At 41.1% G+C, this 18,370-nt stretch carries 20 protein-coding genes; 11 read left to right on the top strand and 9 right to left on the bottom strand.

Annotated features, from left to right (window positions below; translation table 11 throughout):
• Positions 1-21: 21 nt before the first annotated feature.
• Positions 22-513, bottom strand: a complete 492-nt coding sequence (locus GW828_RS17805) for a GNAT family N-acetyltransferase (protein WP_273058558.1) — start codon at positions 511-513, stop codon at positions 22-24.
• 114 nt (positions 514-627) lie between these two features.
• Here GW828_RS17805 and GW828_RS17800 point away from each other — a divergent pair, with 114 nt between their 5' ends.
• Positions 628-1,200, top strand: coding sequence for a DsrE family protein (locus GW828_RS17800; protein ID WP_273058560.1), 573 nt, complete (start codon positions 628-630; stop codon positions 1,198-1,200).
• Positions 1,201-1,240: 40 nt separating this feature from the next.
• Here GW828_RS17800 and GW828_RS17795 read toward each other — a convergent pair whose 3' ends face one another.
• From GW828_RS17795 to GW828_RS17785, 3 genes are all read right to left on the bottom strand, one after another.
• Positions 1,241-1,984, bottom strand: coding sequence for a substrate-binding periplasmic protein (locus tag GW828_RS17795; RefSeq protein ID WP_273058562.1), 744 nt, complete (start codon positions 1,982-1,984; stop codon positions 1,241-1,243).
• Between the two features lie 51 nt (positions 1,985-2,035).
• Positions 2,036-2,680, bottom strand: a complete 645-nt coding sequence (locus tag GW828_RS17790; protein ID WP_182697835.1) for a DUF2913 family protein — start codon at positions 2,678-2,680, stop codon at positions 2,036-2,038.
• 117 nt (positions 2,681-2,797) lie between these two features.
• Positions 2,798-3,379 carry a DUF4136 domain-containing protein gene (locus tag GW828_RS17785; RefSeq protein WP_207891311.1) on the bottom strand — a complete coding sequence of 194 codons (582 nt, stop codon included), beginning with the start codon at positions 3,377-3,379 and terminating at the stop codon, positions 2,798-2,800.
• Between the two features lie 175 nt (positions 3,380-3,554).
• Between GW828_RS17785 and GW828_RS17780 the strand changes: the two genes are divergently transcribed.
• Positions 3,555-3,872, top strand: a complete 318-nt coding sequence (locus tag GW828_RS17780; RefSeq protein WP_124015702.1) for a DUF1289 domain-containing protein — start codon at positions 3,555-3,557, stop codon at positions 3,870-3,872.
• 16 nt (positions 3,873-3,888) lie between these two features.
• Here the strand turns inward: GW828_RS17780 and GW828_RS17775 are convergent, their stop codons facing one another.
• On the bottom strand, positions 3,889-4,476 hold the full coding sequence (locus GW828_RS17775; protein WP_273058566.1) for a TetR/AcrR family transcriptional regulator: 588 nt from the start codon (positions 4,474-4,476) through the stop codon (positions 3,889-3,891).
• Positions 4,477-4,613: 137 nt separating this feature from the next.
• Positions 4,614-6,035, bottom strand: a complete 1,422-nt coding sequence (locus tag GW828_RS17770; protein WP_273058567.1) for a coniferyl aldehyde dehydrogenase — start codon at positions 6,033-6,035, stop codon at positions 4,614-4,616.
• A 302-nt stretch (positions 6,036-6,337) separates the two neighbouring features.
• Here GW828_RS17770 and GW828_RS17765 point away from each other — a divergent pair, with 302 nt between their 5' ends.
• Positions 6,338-6,769: a universal stress protein gene (locus tag GW828_RS17765; RefSeq protein WP_124015659.1), complete on the top strand. Its 432-nt coding sequence runs from the start codon at positions 6,338-6,340 to the stop codon at positions 6,767-6,769.
• A gap of 52 nt (positions 6,770-6,821) precedes the next feature.
• Here GW828_RS17765 and GW828_RS17760 read toward each other — a convergent pair whose 3' ends face one another.
• Genes GW828_RS17760 through GW828_RS17750 form a run of 3 tightly spaced genes read right to left on the bottom strand, consistent with a single transcriptional unit; the run spans position 6,822 to position 9,763 of the window.
• A complete protein-coding gene (locus tag GW828_RS17760; protein WP_273058569.1) occupies positions 6,822-7,379 on the bottom strand; it encodes a DUF924 family protein in 558 nt (185 codons plus the stop codon).
• 4 nt (positions 7,380-7,383) lie between these two features.
• Positions 7,384-9,027, bottom strand: a complete 1,644-nt coding sequence (locus tag GW828_RS17755; protein ID WP_273058570.1) for a PH domain-containing protein — start codon at positions 9,025-9,027, stop codon at positions 7,384-7,386.
• Positions 9,020-9,763 carry a PH domain-containing protein gene (locus GW828_RS17750; protein WP_273058572.1) on the bottom strand — a complete coding sequence of 248 codons (744 nt, stop codon included), beginning with the start codon at positions 9,761-9,763 and terminating at the stop codon, positions 9,020-9,022. The genes GW828_RS17755 and GW828_RS17750 overlap by 8 nt, the downstream gene beginning before the upstream one ends.
• 228 nt (positions 9,764-9,991) lie before the next feature.
• Between GW828_RS17750 and GW828_RS17745 the strand changes: the two genes are divergently transcribed.
• From GW828_RS17745 to GW828_RS17710, 8 genes are all read left to right on the top strand, one after another.
• Positions 9,992-10,318, top strand: a complete 327-nt coding sequence (locus GW828_RS17745) for a winged helix-turn-helix domain-containing protein (RefSeq protein ID WP_182741460.1) — start codon at positions 9,992-9,994, stop codon at positions 10,316-10,318.
• Between the two features lie 41 nt (positions 10,319-10,359).
• Positions 10,360-11,328 (top strand): magnesium transporter CorA family protein, encoded by a 969-nt coding sequence (locus GW828_RS17740; RefSeq protein ID WP_124015664.1) that lies wholly within the window; start codon positions 10,360-10,362, stop codon positions 11,326-11,328.
• 29 nt (positions 11,329-11,357) lie between these two features.
• Positions 11,358-12,017: an alpha-ketoglutarate-dependent dioxygenase AlkB family protein gene (locus tag GW828_RS17735; protein WP_124015665.1), complete on the top strand. Its 660-nt coding sequence runs from the start codon at positions 11,358-11,360 to the stop codon at positions 12,015-12,017.
• A 296-nt stretch (positions 12,018-12,313) separates the two neighbouring features.
• Positions 12,314-13,735: a DASH family cryptochrome gene (locus GW828_RS17730; protein ID WP_273058575.1), complete on the top strand. Its 1,422-nt coding sequence runs from the start codon at positions 12,314-12,316 to the stop codon at positions 13,733-13,735.
• Between the two features lie 119 nt (positions 13,736-13,854).
• Positions 13,855-14,154: a BolA family protein gene (locus GW828_RS17725; protein ID WP_124015667.1), complete on the top strand. Its 300-nt coding sequence runs from the start codon at positions 13,855-13,857 to the stop codon at positions 14,152-14,154.
• A gap of 146 nt (positions 14,155-14,300) precedes the next feature.
• Complete coding sequence (locus GW828_RS17720) at positions 14,301-15,425, top strand: TRAP transporter substrate-binding protein (RefSeq protein ID WP_273058577.1); 1,125 nt, start codon at positions 14,301-14,303, stop codon at positions 15,423-15,425.
• 89 nt (positions 15,426-15,514) lie between these two features.
• Complete coding sequence (gene luxS, locus GW828_RS17715; protein ID WP_124015669.1) at positions 15,515-16,024, top strand: S-ribosylhomocysteine lyase; 510 nt, start codon at positions 15,515-15,517, stop codon at positions 16,022-16,024.
• 196 nt (positions 16,025-16,220) lie between these two features.
• The gene (locus GW828_RS17710) at positions 16,221-18,296 is read left to right on the top strand and encodes a TonB-dependent receptor (RefSeq protein WP_273058580.1); all 2,076 of its coding nucleotides are present in this window, start codon (positions 16,221-16,223) and stop codon (positions 18,294-18,296) included.
• The last annotated feature ends 74 nt before the right edge of the window (positions 18,297-18,370 follow it).

The following is an 18,370-nucleotide window of genomic DNA, read 5'->3' as shown; positions in this document are numbered from 1 at the left end:
GCAACATGGCGCGAGCTTTTATCATAAGGGTAAATATAAATAACATGCCCCAGTAGGATAGCTTTCTAATGATTGTGCTAGCTTTGCTGAGGTGGGCTCAGGTTTAAACCCTTGCTGTTGCCAATATGTTTGTGCGCCTTGCACTGCAACTAATCCAATACCATTGAGCATTAATGTTTTAGCCTGATTAACTAGGTAGGTAAATAGCTGCTTACCAACACCCATACCTTGTGCATTGGGTGAGATAGCCATGTCATGTAAATACCAGCTGTTGCTCTCAATAGGCCCCTTTAATTCACGGTTCAGTGACGGGGCATCGCCTCTTTGCCACGGGTGAACAAGAGCATAAGCTAGCACATTACCTTGTCGTTCAAATACCACACAGCAAGCAGGCGAGAGTTGCCATTTACTTTGCATAACCTCAAGCGATTCTGGTGTTAGTTCAACATAACATTGCGCTTGGATCGCCATAATAGCGGGCCAATCATTAGCGGTAATTGGACGAATTGACATATCATTCTTTCGTGGTAGTTTTGAGGGCGTAATTATACTCAGAAACGGCATGAATCATAAGCCTAAATCAGTGCTAGAGTAACCATAATAATAGCTATAAGGAATATCAATATAATGACAGTCAGTTTACATTCAGCCCGTAAATGTGTTTTGGCAGCGGCGATATTTACCTTGATGACCTCTTTATCATTTACCGCTTCAGCTGAGACTGAGGCATTTAAATCAGGGTCGATAATTAAAGATTATGGCAAAATAGCTGAAGTAAATAGTAGCTTAGTGATACCTGCTGGAATGAAGTTCAAAGTCGCTTTTGATTTAAGTAGTGCAGCAAAACCTGCAGAATTAAATCGTAGTATTGATACCTTAGCGCGTTTTATCAACATGCATGTGGCAGCCGGGGTTAAGCTTGAAGATATTTCTGTTGCTATGGTGGTGCATGGTAAAGCTGCGAATGATATGACCAAGGATAGTGTTTACCAGCAGCTCAATGCGGGACAAAAAAATGTCAATAAAGACTTAATTGCTCAGCTAGTTAAACATGGCGCAAAGTTCTATGTATGTGGTCAAACCGCGGCATATTATGGCATTACCCCTGACGATTTATTGCCAGGCGTTGAGATGGCATTATCGGCGTTAACTGCCCATGCCGTGTTGGCTCATGAAGGCTACAGTGTAAATCCGTTTTAATTTGCCTGTAGAATGTTGGCAGTACTAGTAGGCAATCGCATTATCGATTAAATACATCTTGCTTGGTGTATTTATCGATAATATTTTGAGTAGTACCATTTTGATTAAATTCTGCAATAGCGGCGTTGATTTGTGGTAACAAGGCTAGGTGCTCTTTACGAAGACGCATCACTAACTCGCCTTGTGTATGAATTGCCGCAAGGCTGATAGGACTGTTGAGTTTTTTAGCCCAATATAAAGCGGGTAAATCGCCGCAGATAGCCGCATCAATTCTGTTTTTATATAGGGCTTTGATGAGATCGCGTTCTGAAACAAAATCGACCCGAGTATATTGCGCATCATCATAGTACAAATAACCACGTACCATGCCTATTTCTTTGCCTTTAATATTATTGATATTTTGCCAGTTTTTAGCATTTTCCTCCAAAGTAATAATATTTTCTTGGATAGCTATTATGGGATCAGATTGTACAAAAAGCGTGCCTAAATCCTTATTAGGAAACCAATCGGGGCTAACAAAGTCGAAATCTAATAAGCCGTTATCGAGGGCATAATTGGTTCTTTTTGGCGGGAAGTTATGTTTTTCAATGTCAATATTGGCTTTTGCCAGCAGTAAAGGTACCAGCTCTCCTAGTATTCCAGGCTCTTCTGCTGAGTCAGCAATATAATAAGGTACCCAACTGCTTGAGGCGTTGACGTTGTACTTAAGAACTGTAGCGGCTTGAGCTGTCGAACCACAAAAAAACATAACAAAGCAAGAAAGTGCTATAAAACGTTTTTTCATGGTGATTCCTTATTTTTATTTTTGTATCAAGACTATATCAACTATTGATAGTTAATAAAGGTCAAGACACAGCAAACATAAACTTGGATGTAAATTACTTGGCATTAGCATGTAAGTTTTATGGTGTTTGATCAGAGAAGTCTTTTTATTGGCTTGACTGAGTAATAAACCTTGTTCTAGTGCTAAGCGAGCGACCAGTTTTTCGTCGCCGCGAATGTACATTGAGATGGGTTTAACAATTTTATCGTCAACAATATGCTGATTAAATTGTTTTGCTGAGATGACTATACTGGATTGACCATCGCTGCCGAGTTTTAATTTTACATCTATATCGGTATCAGTGATCACCACCCACTTTTGTTCCGTCAAGGCGGCTAAAAGGCCTTTAAGTCCTGCACCGGTCGCAATAGTACTGTTGTTAGCTTGTTGATATTGATCTGCAATACAGGTTAACAAACGTTTCAGTTGAGCTCCCGCACCTTGACTTCGTGCTTGACTGATCCAAGTTGTTAAGTCGTCTGCCATGAGCTTTGAAAAGCGTTTTGTTTTTAACGACTCAACCATCCAGTTACATAAAAAATGGCTTTCTTGTGCTGGTGTTCTGACGGATTTGTGTTGTGATGCCGAAGTATTTATGGCTTCTATTCCAGCTAGCGCAAGTGTTAATAAAGCTTGGTTGTATGTTTCTGTCGTCATTTCAACTGGGTCAATAAAGTAATGTGGCGCTTAGTTTACCGTGAAGTGACTCATTGCTAAATAGATATTTGATCAGCCACTGTGCATCGATTATTACTGAGAGTAAAATTAAGGCTATTATTCTTTTTTGGGGGGAAATTGCCCCAAAATAGCGATGATAGTTTGCTGGATACTTTTCACTTTATATTCGCCACCTTGATCATAGCGATACTGACTAGTGCCACGCCAAATTAAGCGTTTACTGGCAGGGTCGATAATATCAATTTGAATCGTTTGAATTTTAGCCGTGTCACTGCCTAGAGGGATCCCCATACTTGTTCCAACGATTAACCCACCATTAGCGCCCCACGTTCCAGAGCCTAGACCAAAAGATAACCCAGAATCTTGCTCTTCGTCTTCAGTGAAAAATGCGTAACTCACTAAAAAGTCAGCATTGTCTTTAGTAAAGACATAACCTTGATTAAGTAAGGTTTGTTTAATTTCGGCATTAATACGATCAGCGGTTAACGGATCATCGGTTTGTTTTACGGTGAGCTGACTGAATGTTTTGAGTACAGAAAAATCGTAATTAACATCATAATCTTGCTTGGGTTTTACCGTGCAAGATGTCAGTAATAGCAGGCTACAGATTAGGGTAATGAATTGATAATGCGCTATTTTTTGAGTAAAAAACTTACCTGAACGCTGTGGTGTTGTCATAAGACTTCCTTTAACGTGCAATAATGTACAAAATTAACTCAATTAGTATAACCTTAATATCAAGGTGTTCGATAACGACGTTAGTCGGTTCTGAGCCGTTATCAAAGCAAACTATTAATGACTATATCGTATATTTGGCATTTAACAATATTCGCTGAGGTTAAGCATTCTAATGATGGAACAGTTAAGTTTTTTTGCGGTGCCAAGCCCTTGTATCGGCGTTTGTCAGTCAGACAGTCGCGGCTACTGTATGGGCTGCCATCGTAGTCGCGATGAACGTTTTAACTGGATGACGTTTAGCGAGTTACAAAAGCAAGATGTGATCCGTTTGTGTTTACAGCGTAAACGACGTCGCCAGTATGCCATTCATAAAGCGAAACAGCTTGAGCTTCAAACCCTGCAAACCGCGCATACACCTCAATTAGATTTTGATACCCAGATAACAGCAGACAATGAAGAAATTGATTTAAGCGGTTTTAGTGTAGATGAATAATACAGTGTTCAGTACGCTACGCTTTCATTGCTTGCCAAAATAATCTAAAACTAGCGTTCCTGTGCGCATCATCGTCACCTAAATTGGGGTTGTCGGTAAAGAATCGAATCGCCGCTAAGTACTGCCCATGGCAGTTTTCGAGTAATAAGGCATTGGGAAAGTCTGCAATAATCTGCTGTTGTTTACCTTGCTCAATCAGCTCGACCACAAATCCTAAAATGCTATTCATCGCTTGCTTTCTGACGTCAGCATCAATGTCTGCTGACATCGAATATTGCAAAAAAAATAGTTGCTTTAACGGTTGTGCAATCGCCCAATCGATGGCTTTTTGCCATAGAGTATTAGCATCTTGTTCAATATCTCCACTAAAATCAGTATTGCTGATCATATTGGTCGCAAATTCTTGTTTAATGGATAAGAACAGCTGGCTCATGATGTCTTTTTTGGTTGGAAAATGATGAAACAAGGTGCCCGTTGCCACGCCAGCCGCTTTGGCTATTGAGGCGGTCGATGTAGCATTAAAGCCTTTCTTTACAAACAGCTGTAAAGCTGAATCTAAAATGGCTTGTTTCTTATCTGTGGTCATCACTGCTTTATGGCTCATCGAATCAAGATACCTGTTGATCTAAAGTCTGTTTATAAGGAGAGAGTTGATGATTATCTGTTAAATCAGTTTGACTCTTCATTACGCAGAGCAATTATTGCTTGCCACACAATAATTGCAGTGGCGATAATCCGGTGTTAACGCAAGAAAAACTTCATTAATAACCGTTGGATAATACCGCCATAAGGCGGGTGAACCAAGATACCACTATTTATTTTACCGCTGTGTAGAATGGTTTTAGCGTGGCTAAAGGTTAAAAAACCTTCTTTGCCGTGGTAGTGCCCCATACCTGATGGACCAATGCCACCAAAGGGCGCATCATCGGCGGCAACATGAAATACCGTATCGTTAATGCATACACCACCAGAATGAGTGTGAGCTAATATTTTTTGTTGAGTTTGTGGCTCAAAACTCATCACATATAAGGCTAATGGACGATCGTTTTTATTGATGTAAGCCATCGCTTCATCAATCGACTGGTAGCTAATAATCGGTAATAAAGGTCCAAAGATCTCGTCTTGCATAATCAGCATATCATCAGTGGTATTAGTCACTAGTTGAGTGGCTATTTTCCGCTGTGTTGTTGATATTGGGCCTGTAATGGCGGAAGTGATGCTTGCACCTTTGGCTTTTGCATCGTCTAACACTTTGATTAGGCGATGGTACTGACGATCATTAATGATATTACCGTAGTCTGGGTTGGTGTCGAAGTTAGGGTACATTTTATTAAATCGACGTTGGTAAGCGGCAATAAATGCCTCAACTTTTTCTGCTGGGCATAAGACATAGTCAGGGGCGACACATATTTGCCCCGCATTTAAGCACTTACCAAAAATAAGTCGCTCTACTGCTGTGTCTATTGGCATATCTGGAGCAATGATCGCTGGCGATTTGCCCCCTAGCTCTAAGGTGACTGGGGTTAAGTTATTCGCTGCGGCGCGCATAACATGGCGGCCAACAACGCTAGAACCGGTAAACAGAATATGGTCAAACGGTAATCCTGAAAACACCGCGGCCACATCGGCTTCACCTTCAACGACTGCAACTTCAGTAGGGTCAAATATTGTTGCCAACATCTGACTTAATACCGCATTCGTTGCCGGAGTAAACTCAGACATTTTGAGCATTGCGCTATTACCGGCGGCAATGGCGGTGATTAGCGGACCCATTGATAACATGACCGGGAAGTTCCACGGCACTATGATGCCTATCACGCCTAATGGCTGATATTGCACCGAAACTTTAGATGGCGACAGTAATAAACCGGCATGGCGTCGACTGGGTTTCATCCATGATTTAAGCTGTTTGATGGTGTAATTGATGTTATTTACACAAGGCATAATATCGGAAATGATAGTGTCATTTGGCGATCTATGACCGTAATCATTGATTAAGGCATCGATAATAGCTTGCTGGTTATCGAGTAATGCTTGTTTTAGACGAGTTAATTTATCGACTCGTGATTGATAATCAGGTGCTGGATTAGACAGGAAACGCGCGCGTTGATCGGCTAGTGATTGTCGTAGTTGTGTTTCAATATTATCAACGGCCATATTCATATTTTGTCTCCAACAAAAATAACGATGTTGATTTGCTGAGTGTCATATTGAACAACTCAATAAACCGACTGATTAGTCGGTCTAATGTTAGGTTGTTTTTTGATCTAAAGCAAGTTTTCGGTTTTGATTTGACTTTGATCACTAAGTGACTCTTTAATATTGACTATACTTAATTTCAATGCTGAACATATCTTTAAACGTGGGGTGTTATTCAGCGTTGATGAAACTTATATTGGTGAAACGAAACAGAGTGTGTTTATCTGGTATGTAATGTTTTAGCAAATGATATGGAGGAAGATAATATGCGTACTCGTAATATTTTATGGCCTACCGATTTTTCTGATACGGCGTCACATGCATTACGTTATGCCATTGAAATGGCAAATTTATACCAAGTTGGGATTCGTATTGTGCACGTAGTTGATCAGCCTTTTGGTGATGAAAATTATATGGTACTTGCGATTACTCCCGAAGAGTTAGCTAAAAGTATGGAAGAAGCGGCTGCGAGTCGAATGCATGAACTGCTTGGGCAGCTAAATACTAATTTAAAAATTGAAACGGTTATCCGCCGTGGCGATGCGATTACCGAAATTTTAGCCGAAGCCAATAAAGGTGATATTGGCATGGTGGTAATTGCCAGTCATGGCAGAAGCGGGTTGGCTCATTTTTTACATGACAATGTAGCCGAAGCCATTGCCAATAAAGCTGATTGCCCTGTATTAGTGGTTAAATAGCATGGCTTGTTGAAGCTGGCTAGGGTATTACCAAACGGTGCTTTTAATCTGCTTAAAAGCTGGAGCCGGGTTGAGTTAAAAATTCGATTTCGGCAGTTGTAGAGTCGCGCCCTAATATTTTATTTCGATGTGGATAACGATTAAATTGCGCGATAATAGCTTGATGTTGCAGTTGGCTGGGCAGATTATTGGGCGCATATTGCTCAAATAATGGCAAGCCTTGTTGATGGATTTTCATTGATTCACTATGCATGTAGGGCATGATTAAAAAGCCCGCTTGTTGTGTTGGTAACTGAGCTAAACAGCCTAATGTTACAGCTTCTTGTGCAAGTACTAATGCGATATTGTCAGCGGCAAATGCCGCTGGGGTATCGCGATGAATATTTCGTGAAAATTGGTCTAGCACGATAATTTCAGCTAATCGGCCTTGAGCATTAGTACGCCAATGTTGTAATTCACCTTTTACGGCTGCATCAAGCGTGGTGCTAAAAGCTTGTTTTATCTGCAAATCAAGCGCTAAATCCTTTATCCACCATTGCTTAGAGGATAGTTGCACAAACCAAAAATCAATTACATGGTCTGGGGTAACACTTGTTATTATTTGATTCATTTTGCTAAATCCAATTGCGGTTATCGTGACTCGTTGCATTAAGTGATCGTGTAATAATCAGTTCGGCCACTTGTATTGGTATATATGGGAACACCACACTGCCACTGGCTAATCCAACTTCAACATATGCTAGTTTAGCCTGTTTTTGGCTTTGAGTTTGAGTAATCGAAACGTGTTGAACTTTTTCAAATGTGACTCGTTTCCATTGTTGACCTAAAAAGCCACTGTGCTGCCAAATCACCTGTTCTGCTACGACATAACCCCACTGTTTATAGCGGATAAACAGTGCAACTATTACCATGATGGCGGCAAACCAAATCACTTCAAAAAAACCAAGGCTTTGATTGCCATAATACCCCATGATACTGATTACACTGGCTAGGGTCAGTGGCAGCGCGATTCTTCTGGTTAGCCAATTAACATGAATAGGCGAGTAACTGTTGGGCAGTGCGCTTGCTCCACCGCTGAGGTGAGGTATTTTTGCCAAAAGAGATTCTATTTCAGCTGACTTAACGCTTGGAACTAACATGTGTTGCTTGGTCTTATGTTCAACCTCATGGCCTTTGACTTGTTTGAAGTATAAGGTCCATCGGTTAAATAAACGTGCAATGATAGGTTGTTGAACATGCACTAATTGAATACGCCTTATAGCCAAGGCATCTTGTTGATGTGAAATCACACCGCCACTGCGCTGTAAAGTATCATCATGTTTGTCGAGCTGATATGGATGATATTTTAAGATTGCCGCGATAATTGAAATTAACGAAAACAAGCTGTAAACCCCAAACAACACCACTATGACCATGATGGTTTGTAGGCCAATATTTTGATGGGTTTGTTGCTGGGCCCATAGCCAAAATTGCTGCGCCACTGGTGAGTCAAATATGTTATCCCAATTGACTTGACCTGCTATGGGGCCGGCAATGACTGCAAACCAAATAAAGTTGTTTTGATAAAAGCCAAATAACACTAAATCCCATAAACTTTTACGCACTACAGTCTGGGAGGTATCTGCGCTATCTTGTTCGTTAACCTGTGAATGTTCACTTGTTGATGCTGTTTTTGCGTGGGGTAAATTTAGCAGCAAACGTTTTAGGGTTTGCGCTTGTTGGGTATCTAAAGCCGCTAAGTGAGCCTCATCATTCTTAGATCCTGCAGTTTCAATCACTAAGGTTCCAAGTGACAGTGGCTTAAAATAAAAGGGTTGTTCATAACGAATATTTTGAATACGGCTAAGGGGTATTTCATCTTTTTTAGTAAACAATAAGCCGCGTTTTACTTCAAGTTGATGGTTATTAAGACGAAAGCGAAATTTACGCCATTCTATTATCGCCAATAATGTCACCAGCAATAATAGTATGCCAGACGCCAATATGCCCCATTGCATGTCAAAACCTTGTTTCCATCCAGTGTAAACAATGGGCACAATAGCAAAGCCATTGCTAAGGATGCTTTTTAAGGTACTGAAAATATTACTGACGATAGACCACGCTGACAGTGCTTGCCATTGCTGTAAATCACTTGCGATATTGATGTTATCGGTTAGCGTATGATTAATATCGCTGCTGGCTGCATCAACTGGTTGAACAGTGACAACGGCTTCCGTTCCATGCGGCTGATGGTTATCTGCTGTTGATGGCTTATCCATTATGGTTATCCTGTTGCGCAGGATAAATGGATAAAGTATCGGTTTCTTGGTTAGGAGCCCTTGTTTCAACCATATCATCTTCGGCGATGCCTGACGGGTGACTCGCTGCCGCTTGGCTTAATAAGTGTTGGCGTAAATGTTCAGCTAAATCAGCATTGAGGCCTGGTAAATCTATTTCAGCTAATCCACTGCCAGCACTAAAGCATTTTAAGGTGACCAAGTTGTATTTTCGCTCAAGAGGTCCCTGAGACAAATTAACATGTTGCAGCCGAGTATAGGGCAGCGCTGTTGTCGATATCCAAAATAATCCTTCACGCAGCACCATTTCATGTTTAAACAATCCATAAGCAATTTTGCTGGCTTTGAGGTGGATAAGTTTAATGATTATAGCGGCCAACAAGGTTACTGAAACTAGCCCTACTAGGGCTATCATTAATGGCAGTGGTTGAGCGATTAATTGAAATACACTTAATAGCGATAAGGCAACTACTGCTATAAGCGTACTAATGATGAGCAATAACTTAGGATAGTTAGCATCAATATTGCTCAGTGGTAAGTCGGCCAGCTGAATGTAATCGGCTTGAGATAAACGTCGACCATGATCATAAATATTTGTTGATGATTCTTTTTCTGCTGACAATTTTTCTGCGGATAATATAGCGGTATCGCTTATTATTGCAGGCTCATTGATTGGTGGTTGCTCGAATGGGTTCTTCACGTGCGGCGGAGTATCCATGTTTGTTCACTGTCCATGTCTGCTATTTCTATTATTAAAAACTATAACTAGATTGGTTTAACTTAGGTAGAGTTAATCATCTTAGGTATCGATAAATCAATGCCGTGGCTTAACAATCAGTAATTAATTATGCAGTAATAAAGCCACTCCAGTAATAGTGCTTGCGTGACGGGCTATTGATACAGTAATTTCAACTGAGTGATATAGAGACAATAGGGCGTGTAAAAGATGTTTTCAAATAATTACGTGATCAATAAATCGCAAAAAGCATTTTTACGGAAATTATATTTAGCGCATTTGCTTGATGAAGAACAGCACAACTTATTAAGCCTGCAAAAACTGACTCAGATGCCCAGAAGAACATTGCAAGATGCAATAGCGGCATTTGTCGATATTGGGATTGAAGTGGACTTTGTGCAACAAGGCCAACGTCATAATGATGGTTATTATCGCATATCAACCTGGGGACCAATTAGCAGTGCTTGGGTTAATAGTCATTTTGAGCAGATTAAACAACATATTGAGACGATTGCTGAGCTTGAAAGGGTAAGTTAGGCTATTTTTACAGCAATAATGAGTTGTTAAAAGGGCTATTCATGGCAATAAAGATAATGTTATTCAATGCACAAGGTCTATTATTATCTCAAGGAGATGAGGCCCTTATGGCTGAATATGACCCACAACAGCATTTAATATGGGTCGATATTACCAGTCAACATAGCCAAGCATTTTTTAAGCAATATCCTTACTTTGGTATCGATCATCTCGATTTTGAAGACGCACAACGTGAACGTCATCCTCCGCAGTTTGAAGAATATGAGACACATTCATACTTGCTCACCCATGAGCTTATGGACCGAGAAGAGTATCTTCTGCTTGAACGCAGCCAGTTACTACTGCATGTAAATGATCACTTTTTAGTCACTCAACATATTAAACCGTCAGTCAGTGTCAGTAAGGTTACCCAACGGATCTCTGAGCATGGTCAGCTTGATAATGCTGATATGAGTCAAGTGTGCTTTGATCTCATGCGCCAAATTGTGGTTGATTATTTAGCTGTGATGTTAGCGTTAGAAGAGCGTTTAAGTGACATAGAAGATGAGATTTTTGAGGTGTCATCTGATGATTTACTGGCAGAGTTAATCGGTTATAGCAGTAAATTACAAAAAGCAAAACGTTCATTCAGTTATCTCGAAGAGATATTGCAACAATTGCTTCGCGATGACAGCCATCAACATATTAAGATGGATTATCAACAGCTAAGCTATTTATATAATCAGTTTGAGCGATTATCCAGTCGTGCCAGTCTTTATCAAGGCTTAGTGGATAGCCTCATTAATGGCTTTATTTCGGTGAGTGCTCATAAAACCAATCGGGTCATGATGACATTAACCCTAGTTACCGCCGTTTTTTTACCGTTAACCTTAGTGGCGGGTATTTACGGAATGAATTTTGATAATATGCCTGAATTAAAATGGCGCTTTGGCTATTTTGCAGTATTGATCCTAATGGCTGTGATTGCGGTATCAGGTTTATGGATCGCAAAGATTAAGCGTTGGTATTAACTAGGCTGAGTGATAAGAGGGTAATTGAGGTGGCAGGATTTCAACATGGGTTAGATTTCGGTGGGCCCCAAGACGGCTTAACCCAAGATTATGTTGTCGAGCCATCGGCTAAAAATCCAATTAGCCCCCCAGTTACTTGGATTAAAGGTTTTCTATCGCCCAAGCAACAGCAGTTATTGCTCAATGAAGTGAATCAATATCCATTAGAGCGGGTTTCAATTGAGGTATATGGTAAACAGCATCTGACTCCTCGAACCCAAGTGTGGTTTGGTGATCCTGGATGCGATTATCATTATTCTAAATTACACATTACCGCATTACCTTGGCCCAGAGTCCTGAGCCGATTACGTGCCAAATTACTTAATGATCATCAAATAGACACTAATTCAGTATTGGTTAATCGTTATGCTGATGGCCATGATTGTATGGGCTGGCACAGTGATGATGAACCTGAGATTGTCAGCGGTTCTGCTATCGCTTCTGTTACTTTAGGCGCCTGTAGAGACTTTGTTGTGCGTCACAAAAACACTAAAATAAAAGTGAATTTTGCACTTGGATCTGGCGATTTACTCATTATGCATCCCAGTATGCAGCAACACTGGCAACATGCTTTACCTAAACGCCTTAAGGTGGTTGAACCGCGTATTAATTTTACTTTTCGACAAATTATCCCTAATTACTATGGTTAACAGATATCGTTAATGGCCATAGCTAAAAGCGAAATGCCTAGAGGCTAGGACGCTGCGCGGCTAGATGCTATAGAATCTCAGTAGCTAAGCAGTCTCTATCCCAGAGATGACAAGCGATATCGAGTAAAATTGAAGTGCTGTATCCGCGTAGCGAACTAGCAGCGAAGCGAATCTAGAACCTCGGAGACCGAAGGTCGAGCTAGTTTGGGAATATCGCTAAAATGGATCATTATTGAACCGTTAACCGCTATGTATACGTACTCATTAGCATTGGTACAAACTGTGGTAATGAATAGATGAATAATGCTGGTGGGCAAACTTTCGAAGACTCGAACCTACAATCGACGTCACAATCTACTGTCAATGCACTTTATTGGTTAGGTGATGATCTGCGGGTAGCAGATAATGCCATTTTTGCAGATATCGCCCAGCATGCACAACAGTTGATGGTGGTGTACTGCATCGACCCTAGCTGGTTTCGCCAAGCTCAATATCAGGCTGAGTATGTTGGTAAGTACCGACTGAGGTTTTTACTGGAGTCATTACGGGCTTTAGACGAAACGTTAAATCAATATGGTCAACAGGTGCATATTGTTTATGCATCAGCGCAAAAATCGTTACCCTATATAATTCAAGCTCATAATATTTCAAGGGTATACCGTAGTAACCATAGTGGTGCCGATGAGCAAACGGCTTGGCAAGTGATTCAGCAGCAATGCCCCAATGTTGAATATTCGACTATTACTACGCAAACGCTGTTTGAGCTGCAGCAACTGCCTTTTGAATTAGCCGATCTGGCTGCGACATTCAGCCAGTTTCGTAAAAAGGTCGACAACGTTAATATCAGCCCAGCCATTGATGCAGTATCTTGGCTCCCGCCTATGGTTGCACTTAAGCCACAAGACAAACAACTTCAGTCTTGGCTGGCTTATCCTAGTTGGTTGCCACAAACTCACACGATGAACAATGTCTTTTGCGGTGGTGAAGCACAAGGAAAATTGCAATTAGACAGTTACTTTTCGTCAAATTTAGCTCATAACTATAAAGCGGTACGCAACGAACTTGATGGCTGGGAATGCTCAACAAAGTTTTCGCCTTGGTTAGCCAATGGTTGCTTATCGGCAAGACAAGTCGTGGTAGCATTAAAGCAATTTGAGTTGCAACAAGGTGCTAACGAATCGACCGAGTGTATTTTGTATGAGCTGCTTTGGCGTGAGTATTTCCATTTTTACGCGCATAAATTCAATACGCTGGTGTTTAGATTTTCAGGCATTAATGGGCGTAAACCATTAACCAGTTTTTACGCCCAACGCATTCAAGCTTGGAAAACCGCCACTACACCTTATCCGTTTGTGAATGCATTGATGAAGCAGTTAAATGACACTGGCTATATGTCAAACCGCGGCAGGCAAATTGTAGCAAGTTGCTTGGTCAATGAACTGCAATGTGATTGGCGTTATGGGGCGGCGTATTTTCAACAGCAATTAATTGATTATGATCCAGCTGTGAATTGGGGCAATTGGCAGTATCTAGCCGGTGTTGGCGCCGACCCACGCGGTTCGAGACGTTTTAATCTGCAAAAACAGCAGCAGACATACGATCCACAAGGATTATTTATTAATGCATGGTTGGGACGTGAGGCATTACAGCAACATGATGAGAGCCATGCGTTATATTGTATCGATAGTGTCGATATAACCGATTGGCCAAGGAGTTAATGTCAGTTCAACTTGAGAAAGCTGTGCTCAAACGTTAACTTTTACCCTGCTTGTTTGACCTTTATTCGGCAAACCAGTACCCTGCGATTTCATCGATATGGATTAATAAGAGTATCACTATGTCTGTCGAACAAATCATTACCGATAAATTGAATCACGCTTTTGCGCCATTGCATCTAGAGGTGATTAATGAAAGTAACCGTCATCATGTGCCGCCTAATTCAGAAACCCATTTTAAAGTGGTTGTAGTTAGCGATCAATTTAGCGAACAGCGTTTACTTGCTCGTCACCGTTTGGTTAACCAAGCACTTGCAGACGAATTAGCCAACGGTGTACATGCCTTATCTATCAATGCTTACAGCCAGCCAGAATGGCAAGCTTTAGATGAAGTACCTAAAACGCCTAACTGTAAAGGCTAATGTTTCTCACTTTGTCTAGTGTATAAAAAAACCTCACCTATGACGTGAGGTTTTTTGTTTTTGTCGTAAATCAGTTGTATTTGTCACTCGTTATGAATATGTTACAGTCATGGAGTAGAAGAGCCTGATTGATAAAGGATATAGACATGGGCAAGGTGGTACCAATCTGCTGGTTAATGGTTCTTATATTACTATTTGGCTGTCAACAAGAGGCGCCAGCAAAGGCAAACTCTGTTTCTCAAACTGATTTACTCCCTCATCAAGTTATTAAATGGCGTTTAGCAACCTCATGGCCGAAAAACTTGCCCGGTTTAGGCATGGCCCCAGAACGATTTGCGCAGTTAGTCAAACAAATGTCAAACGGACGTTTAGTGATTACGGTTTATGGCGCCGGGGAGTTGATGCCTGCTTTATCGGTTTTTGATGGTGTAAGTAACGGCACCATTGAAATGGCGCATAGCGCTTCATATTATTGGAAAGGCAAAGCACCCGCTGCGCAGTTTTTTTCATCAATTCCTTTTGGTTTAACCGCACAACAGATGAATGCATGGCTTCATTATGGTGGTGGAATGGCATTGTGGGAGGAAGTTTATCAGCCTTTTGGCGTGTTACCGTTGGCAGGAGGAAATACTGGCATGCAAATGGGCGGCTGGTTTAATAAAGTCATTGCAACACCTGAAGATTTTAAAGGCCTTAAAATGCGCCTACCTGGCATTGGGGGCGAGGTGCTTAAGAAACTGGGTGGTGTTCCTGTTGATGCGCTAGCTGGCAGGGAATTATATAGCGCGCTCCAAACCGGGGCTATTGATGCTGCTGAGTGGGTCGGCCCTTATAATGATTTACCGCTAGGTTTGTATCAGGTGGCTAAGTACTACTATTATCCAGGCTGGCACGAGCCTGGATCGACCATGGAATTTCTCATTAACAAGCAGGCTTTCTCTGCCTTACCTGAAGATTTACAAATGATGGTTAAAGTTGCGGCAAGTGCCATTAACCAAGATATGTTAGACGATTATACTCAAGGCCATATTGCTGCCATGGACGTATTGCTTAACGAACACAATGTCCAAGTGAAAGCTTTTCCCTATAGTGTTATGCGAGCATTAAAAAATGCCCGAGATGATGTCCTTAATCATGAAGCGGCTAAAGATCCGCTATTTAATAAAGTATTAGAGTCATATATCGCTAATGAGAAGTCTGTGAAACGTTATTTTAGTTATACCGAAGATGCGTTAAGTCAGTTTGAAATAGATGAACAACATGCGCAGTAAACTCTGACTGTGACAATGCTGGAATAGTGATAGTATCTGGTTATTAGGCTTTATATTGTAAGATTTTTAAATTTATTTTGGAGAAAGCAATGCCTTTATTAGACAGTTTTACCGTAGACCATACACGTATGAATGCGCCAGCGGTTCGTGTTGCTAAGCATATGAGCACGCCAAGTGGCGATGCTATTACTGTATTCGATTTGCGTTTTTGTGCACCCAATAAAGATATCCTCAGCGAGCGTGGTATTCATACGCTTGAGCATTTATTCGCTGGCTTTATGCGTGATCATTTGAATGGTGATGGTATTGAGATTATTGACATTTCACCTATGGGATGTCGCACAGGTTTTTACATGAGCTTAATTGGTCAACCGACAGAAAGTAACGTTGCTGATGCTTGGTTAGCAGCCATGATTGACGTCACAAATGTGATTGATCAAAAAGATATCCCTGAATTAAATGAGTATCAATGTGGCACATACGAGATGCACTCATTAGAACAAGCTCAAGATATTGCGCGGATGATTATTGCTGCTGGCGTAAGCGTTAACCAAAATGATGATCTCAAACTGAGTGATGAAATTTTAGGTAAATTATAATTCAATTGATTAACTCGGTAATCATAAAGCGGCTTTAGCCGCTTTTTTTGAAAATAGCACATCTCAATGTCGAGTAAACGTTAAAAGTACGCTATTTTTATGTGAAAAAAACCGTTATTGTGATGCCTATGTTTTAGTTAGTAACTTGTCAAATTAAGCGATTTTTGCGTGAACAGACACATATACGGAGATTAATATGTCTAACCACCCATTTAGCCTGTCAGTGATAGCCACCGCAGTGCTTTATGTTTGCTATTCAACCAATGCTGTTGCCGAAACGGTAACAGAGTCTATTGATAAGATTAATAATCAACTTGAGTTGCAGCAGTCATCAATAAGCCAATATCATTATCGTCAGAGTGATATTGTGCTCGGTTTGGCGGGCGCAACAGTATTACCTGCTACACCACATCAAAATGTGATGTTCACCCATGCGGGGGCCACAGACGGTGTTGCTATTTTACAAGATGGAATCTTCTTTTCTCCGGCGCCGTATTCAGGACAACATCTAGCATTGCAACCTAATTTGTTGCATCAACAACAAGTATCCTTTACGGGGATGACCAGTGTCACCGAAAGCTCTGAAGCCGCTTTTGGTAAATTGGATTATCAGTCTGTACAAATTAGCCCTAAAAAAGCTGCAACTGATGTTAACCTTGAAGGCAGTGATAATAGCGCCATCAATGGTGGTGTCATAGTGAGTGGCACTTCGAAAGAATCTGGTATGTTACTGGCGGTTGATTATCAATCAGCGTCAGACGATGTCGGTTATCGTATTTCGCAAGAGGCCGATACCACCCAAAAAGATATTTTATTTAAAATAGCAGCCAAAAGTTTACCTGGTGCGCGCAACCAACAGACTACCGAATTCAGTTACCAGTATTCATCGCAAGACAGTGATCGCGGAAATTTAGGGCTAACCTCTGCAGATTTCGCCTTAAACCCGACTGCCTTATATTCCGCATCCAGCACAGATAACACTGATGGCGAACGTCAACGTTATGTACTCGCTCATAAGGTGATATTGTCAGCGACGTCAACCATGGATACTGATTTTTACTATCAAACCTATTCGCAACAAACTCAAGAAATGCGTTTTGTTGATGGTGTGCAGATTGATAATGACTCACTAACTGACATTGCGACGTTTGAAACATCACCCACTGTCGATGGCATGAACTTAGGCGCGTTAACGCAAAACAACGACTTTGCTGGCTTTGGTGTGCAAACTAAAGGTGTCACTATGTATGGTCAACATCAAGTGACTTATAGTGCACGTTATCACACCGACAAAGCTGAAATGCGTTTAGGTCAACGAGATTGGTTATGGGGCAATGATTTAGTACTTTTACCCACCACAGATAATGAATATGCTCTGACTTATACTGACGATGCTTCAGCTTTTTCATCTGCGGTAGATACCAAATTAAATTATGGTCAGTGGTCTGTTAACCTTGGTTTAGGTTATGAGCATGTCAGTGTTTCGCGCGAGCTTGGTGATGTAAATACGAGTCTTAACGCTGCTGATTTTTCTGATGATGGCTGGTCGCCATCTATTGAAGTGGCTTATCAGAGTGGGCCGTGGTTAGCCGCGTTACAAGCCAAACAAGCTTGGACCGCCGCATCAGCTGGCAATATTGAGCAAACGGCGCAAGAAGCACTGCAATATCAATTAGCGTTAAGCTATCAACAAGATGCTTTATCGATTGCCATGACGGCTTATATGCATGATTACGATAGCCAGCATGTAAGCTGTTTGCCGGGCATGGTATGTGATTATGAGCAAATATCATTACAAGAGAATATTAAAGATGTCTCAGTTGTCGGCGCAGATTTGAGCATAGCCTATGGCGTTAGTTTTGATAGTTTTTCAATTCCTCTTAAAGCCAAATATCAATATACCCAAGCTGAAACAGATAATGCTAATTGCAATGAGTTGATGGGATGTTTTGCTGCTAATAGTCAACTACCTTGGGTACCTGAACAACAACTGACCTTAAGCTCAGGTGTTGTTTATGGCGACTTTTCTATTATGGCTCAAGCCTTGTATCAATCTGAATTAGGTTATCAAGGTGGCTTCACAAATGAGCGTGCTATCGATAGTCAATGGAAAGTTGATATCGCCGCAACTTACCGTTTGACTGAGCAGCACGAGCTGTATGTTCGTGTAGAGAATTTGTTAGACGAAGAGTTAGTGGCAAATCGCACTGTAATGGGATCCCAAGGACAGTCTGAAATGACGACTTACTTTGGTTATCAAGGCCATTTTTAGAGAATCGTTTATAGGCTAAGGTAAGCTGTAGACATAGTCGTTCACAACTGATGTGACTTTGATGTCAAAATACC

Source organism: Shewanella vesiculosa, from assembly GCF_009994065.1.
Lineage (GTDB): Bacteria > Pseudomonadota > Gammaproteobacteria > Enterobacterales > Shewanellaceae > Shewanella > Shewanella vesiculosa.
The sequence above is the reverse complement of the archived record's forward strand: the minus strand, read 5'-3'. Positions and strand labels throughout refer to the sequence as shown.